This is a genomic window from Futiania mangrovi (assembly GCF_024158125.1).
Lineage (GTDB): Bacteria > Pseudomonadota > Alphaproteobacteria > Futianiales > Futianiaceae > Futiania > Futiania mangrovi.
The window spans coordinates 1107624-1120865 of the sequence record NZ_JAMZFT010000002.1; the positions used below are offsets into that span (position 1 = coordinate 1107624).

14 protein-coding genes, 1 tRNA gene and 1 pseudogene are annotated in these 13242 nt (G+C 64.5%); 5 read left to right on the forward strand and 11 right to left on the reverse strand.

Annotated features, from left to right (window positions below):
• Nucleotides 1–11: 11 nt before the first annotated feature.
• The 4 genes from NJQ99_RS12135 to NJQ99_RS12150 all read right to left on the reverse strand — a co-directional run bounded on the left by NJQ99_RS12135 (nt 12) and on the right by NJQ99_RS12150 (nt 5137).
• Nucleotides 12–980: a TRAP transporter substrate-binding protein gene (locus tag NJQ99_RS12135; RefSeq protein WP_269333093.1), complete on the reverse strand. Its 969-nt coding sequence runs from the start codon at nt 978–980 to the stop codon at nt 12–14.
• A 342-nt stretch (nt 981–1322) separates the two neighbouring features.
• The gene (locus NJQ99_RS12140) at nt 1323–2078 is read right to left on the reverse strand and encodes an IS6 family transposase (protein WP_269333094.1); all 756 of its coding nucleotides are present in this window, start codon (nt 2076–2078) and stop codon (nt 1323–1325) included.
• Between the two features lie 68 nt (nt 2079–2146).
• Nucleotides 2147–4048, reverse strand: a complete 1902-nt coding sequence (locus NJQ99_RS12145; protein WP_269333095.1) for a TRAP transporter permease — start codon at nt 4046–4048, stop codon at nt 2147–2149.
• Nucleotides 4049–4138: 90 nt separating this feature from the next.
• Complete coding sequence (locus NJQ99_RS12150; RefSeq protein ID WP_269333096.1) at nt 4139–5137, reverse strand: TAXI family TRAP transporter solute-binding subunit; 999 nt, start codon at nt 5135–5137, stop codon at nt 4139–4141.
• 285 nt (nt 5138–5422) lie between these two features.
• On the opposite strand from NJQ99_RS12150, the gene NJQ99_RS12155 reads away from it, so the two are divergent.
• Together NJQ99_RS12155 and NJQ99_RS12160 are read left to right on the forward strand one after the other, a co-directional pair.
• Nucleotides 5423–6178 carry an IclR family transcriptional regulator gene (locus NJQ99_RS12155; RefSeq protein WP_269333097.1) on the forward strand — a complete coding sequence of 252 codons (756 nt, stop codon included), beginning with the start codon at nt 5423–5425 and terminating at the stop codon, nt 6176–6178.
• Nucleotides 6179–6191: 13 nt separating this feature from the next.
• Nucleotides 6192–7394, forward strand: a complete 1203-nt coding sequence (locus tag NJQ99_RS12160; RefSeq protein ID WP_269333098.1) for a CaiB/BaiF CoA transferase family protein — start codon at nt 6192–6194, stop codon at nt 7392–7394.
• Between the two features lie 292 nt (nt 7395–7686).
• Here the strand turns inward: NJQ99_RS12160 and NJQ99_RS12165 are convergent, their stop codons facing one another.
• The 5 genes and pseudogenes from NJQ99_RS12165 to NJQ99_RS12185 form a co-directional block, all read right to left on the reverse strand.
• Entirely contained in the window at nt 7687–7824 is a 138-nt protein-coding gene (locus tag NJQ99_RS12165; RefSeq protein WP_331283328.1) for a hypothetical protein, read from the reverse strand.
• Nucleotides 7825–7968: 144 nt separating this feature from the next.
• Nucleotides 7969–8607: a DsbA family oxidoreductase gene (locus NJQ99_RS12170; RefSeq protein WP_269333099.1), complete on the reverse strand. Its 639-nt coding sequence runs from the start codon at nt 8605–8607 to the stop codon at nt 7969–7971.
• Complete coding sequence (wrbA, locus tag NJQ99_RS12175) at nt 8607–9230, reverse strand: NAD(P)H:quinone oxidoreductase (RefSeq protein WP_269333100.1); 624 nt, start codon at nt 9228–9230, stop codon at nt 8607–8609. Before wrbA ends, NJQ99_RS12170 begins: the two co-directional genes overlap by 1 nt.
• 106 nt (nt 9231–9336) lie before the next feature.
• Nucleotides 9337–9462, reverse strand: coding sequence for a hypothetical protein (locus NJQ99_RS12180; RefSeq protein WP_269333101.1), 126 nt, complete (start codon nt 9460–9462; stop codon nt 9337–9339).
• 54 nt (nt 9463–9516) lie between these two features.
• A pseudogene (locus tag NJQ99_RS12185) lies at nt 9517–10218 on the reverse strand (IS6 family transposase).
• A 217-nt stretch (nt 10219–10435) separates the two neighbouring features.
• Between NJQ99_RS12185 and NJQ99_RS12190 the strand changes: the two are divergent.
• A complete protein-coding gene (locus NJQ99_RS12190; RefSeq protein WP_269333102.1) occupies nt 10436–11038 on the forward strand; it encodes a hypothetical protein in 603 nt (200 codons plus the stop codon).
• Between the two features lie 360 nt (nt 11039–11398).
• Here NJQ99_RS12190 and NJQ99_RS12195 read toward each other — a convergent pair.
• Nucleotides 11399–11489, reverse strand: a tRNA-Ser gene (locus NJQ99_RS12195).
• A gap of 152 nt (nt 11490–11641) precedes the next feature.
• Between NJQ99_RS12195 and msrA the strand changes: the two genes are divergently transcribed.
• Both msrA and NJQ99_RS12205 read left to right on the forward strand, forming a co-directional pair.
• Nucleotides 11642–12295 carry a peptide-methionine (S)-S-oxide reductase MsrA gene (msrA, locus tag NJQ99_RS12200; protein ID WP_269333103.1) on the forward strand — a complete coding sequence of 218 codons (654 nt, stop codon included), beginning with the start codon at nt 11642–11644 and terminating at the stop codon, nt 12293–12295.
• Nucleotides 12292–12612 carry a hypothetical protein gene (locus NJQ99_RS12205; RefSeq protein ID WP_269333104.1) on the forward strand — a complete coding sequence of 107 codons (321 nt, stop codon included), beginning with the start codon at nt 12292–12294 and terminating at the stop codon, nt 12610–12612. Before msrA ends, NJQ99_RS12205 begins: the two co-directional genes overlap by 4 nt.
• A 21-nt stretch (nt 12613–12633) precedes the next feature.
• Here the strand turns inward: NJQ99_RS12205 and NJQ99_RS12210 are convergent, their stop codons facing one another.
• The gene (locus NJQ99_RS12210; protein ID WP_269333105.1) at nt 12634–13191 is read right to left on the reverse strand and encodes a BPSL1445 family SYLF domain-containing lipoprotein; all 558 of its coding nucleotides are present in this window, start codon (nt 13189–13191) and stop codon (nt 12634–12636) included.
• Nucleotides 13192–13242: the final 51 nt, after the last annotated feature.

The following is a 13242-nucleotide window of genomic DNA, read 5'->3' on the forward strand; positions in this document are numbered from 1 at the left end:
CGCGCCAACCGCTACTTCGCGCGATAGGCCTCCACAACGGCTTGTCCCTCCGGCCCTGCCTTGTCGAGCCAGACTTTGAGGATTGTTTCGCCAACCTCTCGCAAGTCGCTGACCAGCGTCGCGTTTGCCTCCTTCACGGTCATCCCGTTCTGCGCAAGCATTCCAAGCTGTTCTGCGAGTACGGCCCGGGCAGCCTTCCAGGCTTCCGCTTCGGCCCGTTCGCCCGCGGCGAGCAGTGCCTCTTGCCGCTCTTTGGAGAGGCTTTGGAACGCGCTTTCGTTCACCACAACCGCGTTGGTTGGAATGTGTGAGCCGACGTGAGTGAAGGCCTTGACGAAATCCCAGCACTTCAAGGCAAGGCAGAGCTGGGGAGCGGTGAACATGCTGTCGATCAGCCCGGTGGCAAAGGCCTGAGGAACCTCGGAGAATTGTACGATCGTCGGTTCGGAGCCGGTCTCGACGAAGAACCGCCGCGTGATGTCATTGTAGACGCGGATCTTGGCGCCCTTCAGTTGGTCGACAGTGTTGATTGGCTCATTGGAATAGAAGCCGCTCGTGGGCCAGGGTCCGATGTAGAGAAGCCGCATCTCGGAGGCGAGCAGGGCATCTGCGACCTTGGGCCTCAAGACGGACCAAAGCTTCTCAGCCTCGTCGAAGTTCGCGGCAAGGAAAGGAATGTTGTCGAGCTCGTAGAGTGGGTTTTCGTTTCCGAGTTGGCTCAGCAGGATTTCGCCGATCTGAACCTGGCCGGTCTGCACGGCTTGTTTCATATCGCCAAGACGCACCAAGCTCTGATTGTCGTGAAGGGTTATCTTCAGATCTCCGCCGGTGGTATCCTCCACGTCATTTATGAAGGATTTGATTACCTTAGTCAGAAAGAAGGCATCGCTGTAACCGGATGCCATATTCCAATCCTGTGCGGATGCGGCGGACGAAAGTCCCATGAGTGTTGTTGCGATAATGGCTGAGCGTAGCTTCATTTTAAGTAAGGTCCCCGTGTATTTAGACCGGTGCCATTATATTTGTGGAATTGTGCTTTTTAATTCCGGCAATCTCGATCTGTGGTTGATTGGGAAACGCGATTTCTTGATGTCGGGCATTGGCGTTGCACTCTGAGTGGTGCGCTAAGCGCCACCAGATCGGCGGTGGAATCGCTTCGCCTCACCTCTTCCCACCTCAAAATTTGTGCGAACATCTTAGTGCGTTTCCGCCTTGCGGTGTCAAATGGAATCTTCAGCACAACGTTATGTGATCAATTGCTGTGCATAAAAGCTGAATTATTAGGCGTAAAAATTCATCCGAGACTTGAAAGATCCACAGGATCAATAAGAGGAATCATCCGTACAAATAAGGTCTTGTTTCAGGGATCCGACTTGGGGGGCCGCGCCGAGCTGACGCCACGCGTTGAGGGCGGCGGTTCGGCTCTCCTTGAAATTTTGTCTCTGGTTGAGGTGGCGCTCCAGGTTGAAGTGGTTGTGGACCGAGGAGTGGATGGCGACGAATTTTTGCAGGCTTCGCATCCGGCGAAATCGCTGCATCGCCCGCTCTCGTCGCCGGAACGGCAGGTGTGAGTTTTCGGCCCGGTCGTTGAGCCACCGGCCCGTTTCCTGGCGGCCTTGTGCACCGAGGTCCTTTAGCGCTGCGCCATAGGATCTGAGCCTGTCCGTGACGATCGCGTCGGGCCTTCCGAACCGCTTCATCGCCTTGCGCAGCAACCTGAGAGCAGCCTTGCGATCCCGGGTCTTCGTGACATAGGCCTCGAGCACCTCGCCCTCGTGATCGACGGCGCGCCAAAGGTAGTGCATCTCCCCGCCGATCTTCACGTACACCTCGTCCAGGTGCCATCGCCACTGGCGAAACCCGCGGAGGAACTGGGCCCGCTTTCTGCGGATTTCGCCGGCGAACATCGGCCCGAACCGGTTCCACCAGAACCGCACCGTTTCGTGGCTGACGTCGATCCCTCGCTCATGCAGCAGGTCCTCGACATTCCGGAGCGACAGCGGGAACCGGACGTACATCATCACCGCGAGGCGGATCACCTCGGGCGAGGTCTTGAAGTAGCGAAAGGGGCTGGGCATCCGGGGAGGCCAGAGATGCCGCCCGGCGGGCTCAACGGATTTTCCTCTGACAAGCCCCTGCAAAGGCATTACCTTGCCCGCACCGCATCTCCCTTCTTCAACTGGCCGGCGCCCAGCCAGGTGAAGGTAGCGAGGCAGACGACCAGCAGTGGATATTCCAGCGGAATGCTCTCCACCTGCCTCAGTGTTAGATAGGCAAAAGCCGAGATCGCTGCGACTGCGGCGATAAGACGTTCGGTGCTGCTCAGTCGGCGCAGCGCATGCCCGTAAATCGCTGCGGAAAGTGCGATCAGCGCGATGGGCATGGTGACGAGTGCCCCAAGCGCCCAATCCCAGGACACGACCTCAAGCCGCAGGACGGGGTTGAACACCATGAAGAAAGGAATGATGAAGCCCGACAGCGCCAATTTGAACCCCTTCGCTGCGCTCAGCATGTAGCGGCCACCCGACAGCGCCGTAGCGGCCAGCGTGCCGAGTGCGACGGGCGGGGTCACGGCGGACATGATCGCGAAGTAGAAGGCGAAGAAGTGCGCCGAGATCGGCGACAGACCCATCTTGACGAGCGTCGGGGCCGCCGTGATCGCGACCAGGCTGTAGGCCGCTGCCGGCGGCACACCGCAGCCGAGGATAATCGACACGACCATGGTAATCAGCAGTGCAATTATCAGGTTGCCACCGCTAAAGGTCTCCACGAGGCCGGCGATCTTCGATCCCAGGCCGGTGGAGATCAGCGTCTGGGCGATTAGCCCGACGACGGCCAGGGACACGGCGATTTTCGAGCCGACAACCGCGCCGCGCGCCAGGCAGCGCAGCGTCTCGGCAAGGGAGGGCCGGTCCCTGCGCATCTGGCCGATCGCCAGTGCGGTCACGATGGCCCAGAACGCGGCGACGTCGGGCGAATAGCGCATCAGCAGCAGCGTAATGATCACGCCGAGCGGCAGGACGAATGCCGGGCTGCGGTTGAGGATCAGCCGGTAGTCCGGCTTCTCGGTGGGCGCAAAGATTCCTTCCTGAACGGATGCGAAGTGCACCGAGACCAGCACGCCGAGGTAGAAGAGCAGAGCCGGCAGGATACCGAGCAGCATCACGTCGACGTAAGGTACGCCTATGAAGAAGGCCATGAGGAAGGCGGCCGCGCCCATGACCGGCGGCATGAGCTGGCCGCCGGTCGAGGCGGTCGCCTCGATGGCGCCGGCAAGCTCGGGCGAATAGCCGGACCGCTTCATGTAGGGGATGGTGAAGGCGCCCGTCACCGCGACGTTCGCGACCGATGCACCCGTGATCATGCCCACGAGCGAACTCGAGACCACCGCGGTCTGTGCAGGTCCGCTGCGCACCCGCCGGCCGACGATTTTGCCCACCTCGCTCAGGAAGTCGTCGATGCCAAGAACGGCGAACAGCGCGCCAAACACGACGAAGAGAAAGATCTGGTTGGCGGAGATCGACAGGAAGGTCCCGTAGATGCCCGTGAGGCCGACCGAGAGATAGGAGATGACGTAGCCGAATGAGAACTCGCGGTGGTAGAGCGGCCCGGGCAGAAGGTGACCCAGAAAGAAGTACAGGATGAAAACGCCGGCAACGATCGGAAGGATCAGCCCCCAGCTTCGCCGCGTCGCCTCGATCACTGCCACCATCAGGATGACGCCGGCGGCCATGTCGACCGGTTCAGGAAAGCCGAGGACCATGTTGAGATGATCGATGTTCATCGCGACATAGGTTGCTGCACCGAGACCTGCCGCTGCGATCGTCGTCTGCACAATCCGTGCAATCGTCCCGCTGGCGCCGAAACCCGAGACGAGCACGATGAAAATCGCGAATGCCAGATGCACGCTCTGGTGGACGAAGGTCGTCACGAAGAAGCCCTGGCTGACAACCATATGGTAAGCCACCATGCCGCAACCGGCGGCGACCGTGAGTAGGTCGGCGATACGGCGCGTATGTGTCTGGGTGGCGGGCGGCACCGAATCCATCGGCTGTCTCCGGGCTGAGCGGCGCTTGGCGGCGCTTGAAAGAAGACAGGGCGGACCCATGGGTCCGCCCCGGCCGGTCTGCTATCCCGTCTACTTGACGAGACCTGCCTCCCGATAGGCGCGCAGGGCGCCCGGATGGATGCGGTCCGCGCTCCAGCCCGAGGTGAGCGCCTCCGCCGACATCAGCTTGCCGAGAGAATGGTATTCGGCGAAGGAACCCACATTGTCGATGATCGTCTTCGTGACCTTGTAGGCGAGTTCCTCGTCAAGCTCCGGATAGGCCATCCAGGCAACGGCGTCGAAGAAGGCTGGTACCGGGATGTCGAGCCCGTCGACCGAGCCGGGCTTCACGGTGATGGGAGAGATCGACACGCCGGCCGCGATCGTATCGGCGACTGCCTTCTCGCCCCACGGGATGTGGTGGAGTGTCCGTCCCGAGGCGAGCAGCTCCACCGTCTGCGGGCTCGGCAGGAACTTGCCCGTGCCGGGGTCGACATATCCGCCGATGATGGCCGCATCGACGTGACCGTTCAGCAGCGCATCGGCCGCCTCCTTGGTGCCGAGCGTCTCAATGTCGATCTTGTCCTCCAGCCCCCAGCCGTGCCGGATGATCAGGCGCGGCTCGATGGTCCAGAGGATCTGCGGGGGGCGGCCCAGCGCGATGCGCTTGCCCACGAGGTCCTGCGGCGTCTTCAGGGTCTCGTCGAAGGTCGCGAGCCACACCACCCCGAGATTGTAGTTGGCGATTAGCATCGCGGAGGGGAGCGTTTCCTTGAACGGGGGCTCCCCGTTTGTGGCCAGGTAGTTGATGCCGGCCGTGAACGCCATGATGGTGTTCTTCTTCGCGTCCGGCTCCTTGTTGAGCTTGTTCGCGTTGAAGACCAGGCCCGGCGTTTCGGTCGAATTGATCTGGACGTCCGTGGCCTTGGCCTTCGAGATCTGCTCCAGCGCGTTGGCAAGAACATAGCTCCCGGTCCCGAAGGGGCCGCTGATGAGGTCCACCGAGGCGTTCTGCGCCGGGGCCGCCGTTGCGATGGCGACCAGGCCGGCAGCCATCGCTCCTGCCCGGATCCAGGTGACGAGCCGCATGTTCATCTCCTCCCGTCGTGTCGACGCCTTAAGCTTGCAAGGTGACGTCTTGTTACACTATGTGAAACATATTATGCACTATATGAACTTTACCAGATGCGGTCGGTGAGTCAATCGACGGGTGAAACCTGGGCATTTCTGTCCTCAGGGGCTTGGCGCGACCTTCGGGCCCGGGGCGGTTGACAGAAACGCCATCTCCCTCATACTTATTAGTGAAACGTAGTTGCAAATAGTGTCATTATGCTAGCGGGCGGTTCCAGGGAGTCTGGGAGTTCGACGGGTCCGGTGCTCCAGACCGTGAGCCGGGCAATTGCCGTGCTGCGCGCCTTCGAGGGCGGGACGGTCGAGCTCGGCCTGAAGGACCTGTCGGTCAAGGTCGGGCTCAACAAGGTCAACGCGCTCCGGCTTGCCCGCACGCTGGTGCACGAGGGGTTGCTCGTGCACGACCCGAACACCCGGCGCTATGCCTTGTCGCTCGGTTGCGTGCCTCTGTTTCGCGGGCTGCTGGGCCGCAACGGGCTGCGCGAGGTTGCCCGTGTGCATCTCGAGAAGGCAAGGGAGACCACCGGGGAAAGTGCCTGCCTGATGGTGCGCGAAGGGTGGGATCGCGTTGCGATCGATTCATCGCCCAGCCGCCAGCCTGTCCGCTACGTCATCGACATCGGCGACAGGCGGCCGGTCTATCTCGGCGCGGCGGGGCAGTGCCTGATTTCCGCGCTGCCAGCAGGTGAGTGGCAGGCGCTGCTCGACCACGTCGGGGCGGAGCACGCCGCCGGGCGGACCAGGCTGACACCGGCTGCGGTGCAGGAGCGGATTGACACGCTGCGCGCACGCGGTTGGGCGATGGGCCGGGGCGAGTGGGCGTCGGAAGCCGCGGGCGCCGCGGCACCGATCCGGGACCGCGCGGGCAATGTGATCGCGGCCATCACCATCGCGGTGCCGATCACCCGGGCGACGGATTCGCACATGGAGATGTGCGGGCGCATCGCGTTCGCATCCGCGCAGGCCATTCGGGCCGATTTCGAAAAGATCAATCGCTAGGGAGGTCATGTCCATGACCCGAAAGGCTCCGCTGGAAGGCCTCAAAATTCTCGACCTCTCGACATTGATCGCCGCTCCGATGGCGAGCGGGCTGCTGGCCGACTTCGGGGCGGACGTCGTGAAGATCGAGTTGCCCGACGGTCAGGACGCCTTGCGCGACCTTGCCCCGCACAAGGACGGGGAGGCGCTGTGGTGGAAGGTCACGAACCGCAACAAGCGCGGCATCACGCTCGACATTCGCAAGGACGAGGGGAAGGAGCTGTTCCGCAGGCTCATTCCGCAGTTCGACGTGCTGGTCGAGAACTTCCGTCCCGGCACGCTGGAGCGCTACGGGTTCGACCCAGAGACGCTTCACGCGCTGAACCCACACCTGATTATCCTGCGCGTGACTGGTTACGGCCAGACGGGTCCGCTGTCTCAGCGGCCGGGGTTCGCCCGGGTGCTCGAGGCGTTTTCCGGCTTCACCAATCTGTGCGGCGACGCGGACCGCGCGCCGCTTCATATCGGCTACCCGGTGGGTGACGGCGTCACGGGGCTGTTCGGGGCCATCGGGATCCTGGTGGCCTGCTACCGGCGGGCGCACACTCCCGATGCGCCGGGAGAGGTGATCGACCTGTCGCTCTTCGAATCCCTGTTCCGGATGATCGAGTTCCTGCCGATCGAGTACGACCAGCTCGGCGTCGTTCGCCAGCGCTCGGGCAACCGGTCGCAGTACGCGGGGCCCAGCAATGTCTACCGCACCCGTGACGACCGCTGGTTCTCGATGAGCGCCTCGGCGCAGAGCGTGTTCGAGCGGCTCGCCCGCACCATCGGCCGGGCGGACCTGATCGAGGATCCGCGCTTTGCGACCAACGCCGCGCGCGTGCAGAACGCGGAGGCGCTCGACGCGATCCTGCAGGGCTGGTTCATCGAGCGCACGCTGGACGAGATCCTCGGCATCCTCGAGGCAAACGACGTATCAGGCGGGCCGATCAACACGATCGCTGATCTGGCCGCCTCACCGCACGTGAAGGCGCGCGAGTCTATTGTCCAGGTCGATGATCCCGTGCTCGGTCCCGTTGCCATGCCGGGTGTCGTGCCGAAGTTCCGCGACGCCCCTGGAGAGGTGAGATCGCCCGGCCCCGCAAAGGGGCAGCATACGGACAGCTTCTTTGCCGACGCGCTGGGACTGGAGCCCGGCGAGATCGAAAGGCTCCATGCAGCCGGGGTGATCTGATGGGGCCGCTCAGTAAGCAGGGCAGAAGAACGCAGAGATGATCAGAAGCGCATGGCGGCGGCTTTTCGCTTGGACTCGTGGTCTGCTGCACGCCCGGTACCGTCCCGAGCGGCGCTACATGCGCGGACGCGACGGTCATTCGGGCTGACGCAAGGGTGTTGCCGGCGTTGTCAGAGGAATGAACCGAGAATGCCCCTTGGAGCCTTGGCGCCTAGCGTGGGGCCAATACCTCGCTGATCTGCCGAAAGAATTGTCTTCCGGAGCGCCGCCGAAACCCACCACTCACCCATCGTCAGGATAGCAGATGCGTTTCCTCTGACAACGCCATGAGGACGGTGTCGGGCGAACTGGCAAGGCTGGCCGCCAGGGTGGATTTCCCGGCGGCGATCTTTCCGCACAGCATGTGCAGGGTTGGCGAATGATCGGGCATGATAGACCTTGAATGTTTTGGCTCACCAGAGCTGGTGGCAGGGCAAACGCGGGCGTTCGGGCCATGGATCGAGGCCGATGTCGCGCATCAGGCGGCGGTGCCGGGCAGCTGTGCGGAGGAACGGGAGCGTCATGGAGTTTCCTTTCAGGCGACGAGGCGGAGAGCGGTGCGGATCTGCGCGGCGAGGTCCTCGCGCGGCCCGTTGACGAGGCGCGCACCGGTCTCCCGGACGATGAGGGCCGGGATGGAACGGACCTGAAGCGCGCGGGCGTCCTGCCGGTCGGTCGCCACTGCGGTTACCGTTGCCGGGTCGCCGAACGCCTCGGCAAACGCCCCGGCCTCGAAGCCTAGATCCCGGGCGGCATGCAGCACCGTTGCCGGGTCGGCGACGTTCTGCGCCTCGGTCAGATGCGCGCGCTGCAGGCGGTCGAACATGTCCCAGTGGGCGGTTTGGCCCCCGAGCCGCTCCGCCGCCTTGCATCCGAGCGCCGCGCTCATCCCGTGGGGATAGTCGAAGCGCGCGGCCCGCATGGCGTCGATTTCGATGAGGTCCGGCTGGTCGCTGACCTGGCGGCAGACCGTCCAATGCCCCAGAATGGTCTCGCGGGCGTCCTCGGGCGCGCCCCAGCGCGCGGCCATCTCGGCTGGGCTCGCCTGCAGGACGAAGGTGCGGTGGCGGATGTCGAGGTCAAACTCCGCGGCAAGGCTCCGCATCCGCGACGAGATATTGAAACACCAGCAGCAGACGACATCGTGAAAGAAGTCGATGGTAAGGGAGGTCATCACGCGGCCTCCTCGTGCAGAGCGGTCCCTGCAAGCCGTGCGGCAATCCGCGCGACATGCGCGCCCTGGAAACGCGCACCGGCGAGGTCAGTCTCGGTGGGCGCGCGCGAGCCGTCGGCCCCGGCGATGGTGCCCGCGCCGTAGGGCGCGCCGCCGACGATGCCCTCGGCCGTCGTCTGACCGGCGAAGGTGTAGGGCATGCCGACGATCAGCATGCCGAAATGTTGGAGCGGGATCTGGGTCGACAGCAGCGTCGCCTCGTGCCCGCCATGCTGCGAGCCGGTGGAGGCGAAGACGGCGGCGACCTTGCCAACCAGCGCATTCCGCGCCCAGAGGCCGCCCGCCTGGTCGAGGAAGGATTTCATCTGCCCAGCCATCATGCCGAAGAGCGTTGGCGTGCCGAAGATGATGGCGTCATAAGCCTCGAGGTCGGCAGGCGTCGCGACGGGGGTGTCGTCGGGGGCGAAACCAGCCTTCAGCCGGATGCCCTCGGGAACGGTTTCGGGTACGCGCCGCAGGTCGACATGGGTGCCGGGGACGCTGCGGGCGCCTTCGGCCTCGGCCTGTGCAAGGGCACGGACATGGCCGTAGCTGGAATAGTAGAGAACGAGAACGCGGGTCATGGGATCCTCTCTGGGGTCAGGTTTCGTTGCCTGAGAGGATCGGAAATCTGGGCGACCGGAATAACCGGCCGGCAGTCACTTCATTCTTTACGCCTGTCGAAGAATGTCAGGACTCGAGTGCGGCATGTAGGTAGTCGAGGAACGCCTTGACCTTTGCGTCCATGCCCAGCCGCGAGGCCGTGACGGCAAAGATCTCCGGCGCGGGGAGTTCCCAGTCGGGAAGCACGCGCACCGGTGGTGTCAGACAAAAGCTAACCAGTCTCAGTTCGCGCAGGGCAGGTGCCTTTCAGGCCGCACCGAGTTGACGCCACGCGTTGAGCGCAGCGGTTCGGCTCTCCTTGAAAGTCTGTCTCTGGTTTAGGTGGCGCTCCAGGTTGAAGTGGTTGTCGACCGAGGAGCGGACGGCGACGAATTTCTGCAGGCTTCGCATCCGGCGAAATCGCTACATCGCCCGCTCTCGTCGCCGGAACGGCAGGTGTGAATTCTCAGCCTGGTTGTTCAGCCACCGGCCGGTTTCCTGCCGGTGCTGGATTCCCAAATCCCTGAAGGCAGCGCCGTAGGAGCGGAGCCTGTCCGTAACGATCGTCTCTGGCTGGCCAAACCGCTTCATCGCCTTGCGCAGGAACCGGAGAGCCGCCTTGTGATCCCGGGTCTTCGTGACATAGGCCTCGAGCACCTCGCCCTCGTGATCGACGGCCCGCCAGAGATAGTGCATCTCCCCGCCGATCTTCACGTAAACCTCGTCCAGGTGCCACCGCCATTGGCGGAATCCGCGCAGGAACTGGGCCCGCTTCCGTCGGATTTCGCCGGCGAACATTGGCCCGAACCGGTTCCACCAGAACCGCACCGTCTCGTGGCTGATATCGATGCCTCGCTCGTGCAGCAGGTCCTCGACGTTCCGGAGCGAGAGCGGAAACCGGACGTACATCATCACCGCAAGGCGGATGACCTCGGGCGACGTCTTGAAATAGCGGAAGGGGCTGGGCATCCGCCGAGGCTAGGCGCGGCCACCCCAGGCCTCAACCGATTTTCCTCTGACATCGCCCCGCGACGAGACCGGCGACCGGCTCACGCCGAGCCACACGGTCCGCAAGGGGCGCCGCCTGCGCTACTATGTCTCCCGGCGACTGACGCGCGGCGAGGAGAGGGCCGACGCCGCCGGCTGGCGGCTCCCCGCGAAAGCCCTCGAGACGACAATCGCCGACATGCTGGCCCGGCACATCGAGAGCCGCGCCCAAAGCCACCGGTTGCTCGCCGAACCGGACGTCGCCCGGCACAGGGACGTGAGGGCGGCGGCAGATCAGCTCGTGGCGCGCCTGCGCGAGACCGATGCGGAGACCCTCCCAGATCTGGTCAGCGAAGGCACGATATCACCGGGCCGGATCCACCTCGGGATCGACCGGCAGAAGTTCGCGCGATTTCTCGGTACCACCCCGGAAGACATTGATCCCGAATGCATTCAGCTCAGTTCCCCCTTCACGATCCGGCGCCGCGGCGTGGAGACCCGCATCGTCGCAGGAGAGCGGGCCCGCCAGCCCGATGCACGCCTCGTGCGCATGCTGGCGAAGGCGCATCGCTGGGTCGGGGAGGCGCGCTCGGGCACGCCCTTCGCGGTGATTGCCCGTCGCGAAAAGCACGCCGACGCCTATATCCGGGTGCGCGCGCAACTGGCCTTCCTGTCGCCCCGCATCCAGGCCGCAATCCTTGACGGCACCCAGCCGCCGGACCTTTGCCTGGAGCGCTTCGTGCGCACCCTGATCCCGCTCGACTGGGCCGAGCAGGAGCGCCTCTTCGGGTTCACGGCCTGACGCCGCTCAAGACGAATTCCCGCATTCCCTGATCTGGCGTCGCGGTTCCCTGTTAGAGCTTGCGCACTTCCCTGCTTCCTGCCTACGGGAAATGGCCCGCAAGTGCCTGTTCTGCCATGGCAAACCGGGGCGTCCTGGCGTCTGCTCCATCTAAATCAAACGAATTCCCTGTTAAATTCCCTGTTCCCAGTGAAATGACCCCATCCGAAGCGCGCGATGCGCGTCTCTGAGACGGGTGGGGAGAATGGCCGTCATCAGGTCGAGCGGGCGGCAGGCTGAGATGAACAAGTTCGCCCAAGCCCCGGAATTGCGGGCAGAATCCGGGCCGCCTTGCAGAGCATGGGAAAGGTCGGGGGTGGGTGGCGGAGGGAGTGGGATTCGAACCCACGATACGGGGTCACCGTATACACGCGTTCCAGGCGTGCGCCTTCGACCGCTCGGCCATCCCTCCACGGGCGCGGACTATATCCAGCAAAACGCGGATGTCTACCGCTCGCGTGCATGTGATGTGAAGATCGCTTCCGTTCCCGCGTGCGTTGACCCATATCCGCCGGTATAGTGACGCGCGTGCCCGAGGGGCGCACTGCGAGAGGAGGCCCGACAATGTGGTTCATGTCCCGCAAGCCCCTTGCCATTCCCGCCCCGCACGAGGCGCTGCCGGGCCGAAGCGACCCGATAGCGACAGCGCAGGTCCATCACGTGTCCGGCCGCCCGCTGCATCCGCCCTATCCCGGCGGCATGGAGCGGGCGATCTTCGGCATGGGCTGCTTCTGGGGCGCCGAGCGGCTGTTCTGGCAGATCCCGGGCGTCTGGGTAACGGCCGTGGGCTATGCCGGCGGCACGACGCCCAACCCGACCTATGAGGAGACCTGCAGCGGCATGACCGGCCATACGGAGGCCGTGCTCGCGGTGTTCGACCCGGCCCGCGTGAGCTATGCGCGCCTGCTGGAAATCTTCTGGGAGAACCACGATCCCACGCAGGGCATGCGCCAGGGCAACGACGTCGGCACCCAGTACCGCTCCGCCATCTACACGACGACGGCGGAGCAGGCCGCGGATGCGGATGCCAGCGCCCGCGCGTTCGGCAAGGCGCTGAAGGCGGCGGGATATGGGCCCGTGACGACGGAGGTCGCGCCGGCCGGGCCATTCTATTTCGCGGAAGCCTATCACCAGCAGTACCTGGCGAAGAACCCCGGAGGATATTGCGGGCTCGCGGGGACGGGCGTGAGCTGCCCGGTGGGCGTGGGGGTTCGATGAGCGGGCCGGACGACGGCGAGGAGAGATCGAAGGGGCGCTTGCTGCGCTGGGCCGGCGCGGCGGCGATCGTGCTTGCCCTGTTCGCGGGCGCCGTGAAGCTTGCGGCAGGGGCCAAGGGCTGGACGCTGGGCGCGATCTGGTTCGCCGCACACCCCTCCAGCCTCGGCCTCGCGCAGTCGGCGGTCCAGCGCTATGTCCATCCGGCGCTGTGGGACCCGGTAATCCAGACGGCGCTCGTCTATGGAACGCCGCCGGGGCTGGCGTTCCTCGGCGGCGTCCTGTTTCTCACCGGGTGGGTGCGCGCCCGCCTGCGGTGAGGCAGGGCGCGCGTCCGCACCTTACTGCGGATCGATCTTCGTCACCTTCGTACCGTCGAGGCTGATGCCGCCCATCAGGCCGCGCCCGGCGAAGACCACGCCGATCACCGGCTGCTTGGCGGTCTCGGTGCTAAGCTTTCCGCTCGCCCCCTCCTCGATGACGGTGATCGAGGCGTCGACGCCGGCTTCCCAGCCTTCTGCCGCGCGGAAGTCCGCTAGCGCCTTGTCGGTCATGAAGAAGATGATCTGGCTGCGCGACTGCAAACCGGCCTGGAAGCCGATCGAGGCGGAGGCGGAGCTGTAATAGGCGACGGGCGCACCGTCGATGAGCAACGCGCCCTCACCGTACTCGCCACCGACGATGAAACCGCCCTTGGTGATGGTCGGAAACACCAATGCACCGGACGCGCGGGACATGAGGTCGCGGCCGCCGGCGAACTCCTTGTAGAAGCGGTCGAGCGTGGTCGTAACGCCCGCGTCGATTTCAGCCTTCGACTTGGTTGCCGCCTGCGCCGGGGCGAGGGCCACGGCAAGGACGGCAACTGCGGCAAGCGCAAGAGTGCTGAGAGCACGGATCATCTGGGGGCCTCCTTCTTCTGTCTTGGGCCGGTGTCGATCTGGCAGGTCAAC